The following is a 3,562-nucleotide window of genomic DNA, read 5'->3' on the forward strand; positions in this document are numbered from 1 at the left end:
GTACTGGGTCGACCCGCACGCCGAGCCTGACTATCAACCCGGCACCGGCCGGATCATCCGAGACGAGGACGACCAGGAGGACCACCTATGACGACGACGACGCTGCCCCGGCGCAAGATCACCGGCACCGCGTGGCACGAACAGGAGATCACCCCCCGGTCCCTCGAGCGCAAGACCCTGACCTGGCTGGCCGACTACCTCCGCGCCTGCGGCGGGCGGGTCAGGTCGACCGACCTCGTCGAGCACGTCCACGTGTCCAAGCGACCACTGCGCAAGATCGTCGACGCAGGCGTGAAGCTCGGCGTCGTCATCGTCGTCGGCCCTGCCGGCGACACGTTCTGGACCGTCGACCCCGACACGCTGCCGGACTGGGACGCCCTCGACGACGAGCGCGAGAGCGAGTGACGCATGAATATGCATGAGGCCGAGCCGCTCCCCCGGGGGGACGGGCATTTCCGCACGCGTAGGAGTCCCTCGACCTGCGCGTCGAAGGGCGCAACGGGTCAGGCTCTGAATCGCCCAGGCACGTCGCTGGTGGCCCACCAGGGCCCCTCTGGGCGTCCCAGGGACGCAGGCGCGTATGAGTGGGCGACCCGACCCCTACGGGGCGTCCTGGGGCCGTTCTGGCGCAGCCGGTCTCGAGGGCCGCGGCGGAGATCCGTTGTGGCGCACCGGCCCTCGCCCGGGGTGCATGACCATGCCGCACATCCATACATCGGGAAGGACTGACCATGCATGACGACAACGTGACGTCGATCGTCAGCGACGCCGAGCTGGCCGCTCGCCTCCGGCAGCCCGCTAAGGACGCGCCGCCGCCGCGGGCACCGCGAGGCCTGGGACCCGAGGGGCGTCGGCTGTGGCGCTCCGTCGTGACCGAGTACCACCTCGAGGAGCACGAGGCCGCGCTGCTGCGGGAGGCGTGCCGGGTCGCGGATACCTGCGACCGGCTCCAGGCGCTCGTCGAGCGCGAGGGCGATCTCGTCGAGGGCAAGACGCACCCAGCGCTGGTGGAGCTGCGGCTCCAGCGGGTGCTGCTCGGGCGGCTCGTCGTGGCGCTGCGGGTACCGATCGGCGACGAGGGCGCGGCGCGGCACCCAGCGGGCACGCGGACCCAGCGACGCGGGCTGCGCGGCGTGTACCGGCCCCGAGGGAGCGCGTGATGCGACCCCGCGAGCCGATGGGCTGGCGCCTGACCGACGCCGAGATGGAGATGCTGCTCGATCAGGCCGATGCTCGCTTCGGCCACCTCGAGGGCACCGCAGCGGTCGAGGCGCGGCGTGAGTTCTTCCACCGGTTCGGCGTGACGAGCCCGCAGGTCCTGCAGGCGACGGCGCGAGCTCGGCGAGCCCGGTACGCACGCGAGCCACGGCCGTCGCTGTCGATCGAGGAGCGGATCGTCGACGGCGTGCGCTTCATCGGCGACTACCGGGTGCCCGACGACTACGACCCCGACGACCTCGCCTGAGACACGCGTGATGCGTGATGCGCTGCGAGAGAGACGCCGTGCGACGCAATGACACGAAAACTCAACTGGCACACTGGATTTCACCTCGGCATCGCGTCACCGGCGGCGTATCGTCGGACGCATGGGCAATGCGATGGACTCCGAGACGGCGCGCCGGGTCGCCCAGGCGCGCTGGGGCGCGTCCCGCATCGACCGGCTGCTCGCCGAGCTCGACGGGCGCACCGACGAGATGGGGCCGAAGCAGGTCGCGGCGCTCGCCCGCGTGACCGCCAGGGTGGCGAGTCACACACCAACCGAGAGGAACCCCGACCATGGCTGAGAACGCCACCCCCTACGAGTCCGAGCCTGTCGTCAAGCGCTACGGGTGGACCGACGACCCCAACCGGGCCAACCCCGTCACTGCACGGATGAGCCCGCAGGCCCTCATGACGTACCGGCAGGCGATGGCGGCCGACGCGTTCCGCGCCCGCATCGACGAACAGGAGCGCGCCGAGCGCGTCGCCCGCTTCGAGCAGAACGCGCTGCGCGCCGCCTTCGAGGCCGCAGCCCTCCGCGGCGAGCACGTCGACCCCCGCGAGGCCTGGTCCGGCGCCTACGGTCGGACCCGCCGCGAGATGCTGATCGAGGCGAGCGACCGGATGGACCTCGAGGACAAGCGCGAGGCGTACCGCCGGGCCCGCGAGGGCGCGCACCTGACCGACCGGGACTGGTCCGCGATGCACACCGCCGACACGTCCGCGCCGGACACGATCAGCGACGCCGCGGTGGCCCAGCGGGCGAAGATCGAGGCCGAGCTCGCCCGTGGCCGTGAGCTCCAGGACGACCGGCGTCGGGCCCGCGAGGCAGTTCGTCCCGTCGAACGCAAGATCGGTCGCCTGACGGAGGCGCTGGCCTTGAGGGGGGTGCTCGGATGAGCGCCTTCATGCAGCCGCAGCCCGAGGCCGTCGGCCCCACGAGCGCCGTTGACGACCGCGACCCGAGGACGGGCGGGAGACCGCCCGAGGCTGTCCACGCCGAGCAGGTCGCTGCCTTCGCCGTCGCCGTCGCTCAGGCGCAGGCGACCAACGCGGCGCAGCAGGCAGCCGCAGCCGTCTTCCTGGCGCAGGGTGGCCCCGGCTCCACGACCGGCATGAGCACCGGCTAGATCCTCGGGTCTGGGCGAGCTCGTCGCTGCGCCGCCCCCCTTGCCCCGTTCGGTAGTCGTCACGGGGGGCCGGCGCGGGTCGGACGGCGAGGTCGCCCAGGCCCGACGAGGTCGGTTGAGCGCGCGGGAGTTGGGCAGACAACTCCTCTCGTCGCCCGCCCGCTTCATGGCTCTCGCCGCTCCCGACCTCACCGGGGGGACCTGTCTCGCGTCGTCCTCTGCCGCGCGGGCAGGTCCCTCCACCCTTGACGCCGACGCCCGACCCGATTCGACCGCGGGTCGGGCGTCGTGCTGCCCGGCCCGCGGTCCCTATCGCGTCCCTGGTGCGCCACGGAGGCCCCTCTGGCGCACCAGGGCCCACGGGTGCGTGTGGTTGTCGCGCCCCCGTCCCCGGGCTCGTCTGGGCGCGTTCTGGCGAGCCCAGGGACGGGGCGTCCGGGCCCTAGACACGGCCCCGCGACGGCGCGCATCGTTGCTGTCTCAAGGGGACCATCTGAGTCGGTGAAACCCACCGTGGCTCAAGGCGATTCAGGGGCACAAGGGGAAACGTCATGCCGCAGGTTCGCACGACCGCCGTCGTCGTCGTCACGGAGCCGCCGTCGCCGTTCTGGCAGGCGCGCAGGCGCCGTCACCGCCACTCCGGTCCGGTGACGTGCGTCGCGGTCCCGCCCGAGGTGTGGGCCGTTGCTCTCGACCTCGCCGACGGCGACGCGCGCCGCCTCGTCGTCTCCGCCGACTACCGCTCCGTCACCGTCGTCAACCGACCCCGCTCGTCGTCGGGCACCGCGCACCCGCTGACGCGGCCCTCCCGCCCGACGACATAGGACCCGAGGGACCTCCCCGTCGGCAGGGCTCCCCTCCCACGGTTCCGACGGTCGCAGGTCCCTCGGGTCGCACCGCGCCCATACCCCCGAGGACGCGCTCGAACGGCCCCCTGGGCAATCCAGGGGGCC

7 protein-coding genes are annotated in these 3,562 nt (G+C 72.8%); all 7 read left to right on the forward strand.

Annotated elements, in window-relative coordinates:
* The first annotated feature begins 87 nt into the window (after window positions 1–87).
* The 7 genes from ACPYOM_RS21255 to ACPYOM_RS21285 all read left to right on the forward strand — a co-directional run bounded on the left by ACPYOM_RS21255 (window position 88) and on the right by ACPYOM_RS21285 (window position 3,433).
* A complete protein-coding gene (locus ACPYOM_RS21255) occupies window positions 88–405 on the forward strand; it encodes a hypothetical protein (RefSeq protein ID WP_481347477.1) in 318 nt (105 codons plus the stop codon).
* 326 nt (window positions 406–731) lie between these two features.
* On the forward strand, window positions 732–1,160 hold the full coding sequence (locus ACPYOM_RS21260) for a terminase (RefSeq protein ID WP_481347478.1): 429 nt from the start codon (window positions 732–734) through the stop codon (window positions 1,158–1,160).
* Window positions 1,160–1,465: a hypothetical protein gene (locus tag ACPYOM_RS21265; RefSeq protein WP_481347479.1), complete on the forward strand. Its 306-nt coding sequence runs from the start codon at window positions 1,160–1,162 to the stop codon at window positions 1,463–1,465. Before ACPYOM_RS21260 ends, ACPYOM_RS21265 begins: the two co-directional genes overlap by 1 nt.
* Window positions 1,466–1,586: 121 nt before the next feature.
* Window positions 1,587–1,784, forward strand: coding sequence for a hypothetical protein (locus tag ACPYOM_RS21270; protein WP_481347480.1), 198 nt, complete (start codon window positions 1,587–1,589; stop codon window positions 1,782–1,784).
* Complete coding sequence (locus tag ACPYOM_RS21275) at window positions 1,777–2,379, forward strand: hypothetical protein (protein ID WP_481347481.1); 603 nt, start codon at window positions 1,777–1,779, stop codon at window positions 2,377–2,379. Before ACPYOM_RS21270 ends, ACPYOM_RS21275 begins: the two co-directional genes overlap by 8 nt.
* Entirely contained in the window at window positions 2,376–2,609 is a 234-nt protein-coding gene (locus ACPYOM_RS21280; protein ID WP_481347482.1) for a hypothetical protein, read from the forward strand. The genes ACPYOM_RS21275 and ACPYOM_RS21280 overlap by 4 nt, the downstream gene beginning before the upstream one ends.
* 551 nt (window positions 2,610–3,160) lie before the next feature.
* Window positions 3,161–3,433 carry a hypothetical protein gene (locus ACPYOM_RS21285; protein WP_481347483.1) on the forward strand — a complete coding sequence of 91 codons (273 nt, stop codon included), beginning with the start codon at window positions 3,161–3,163 and terminating at the stop codon, window positions 3,431–3,433.
* Window positions 3,434–3,562: the final 129 nt, after the last annotated feature.

This window comes from Monashia sp. HAY1-2A (assembly GCF_056755315.1).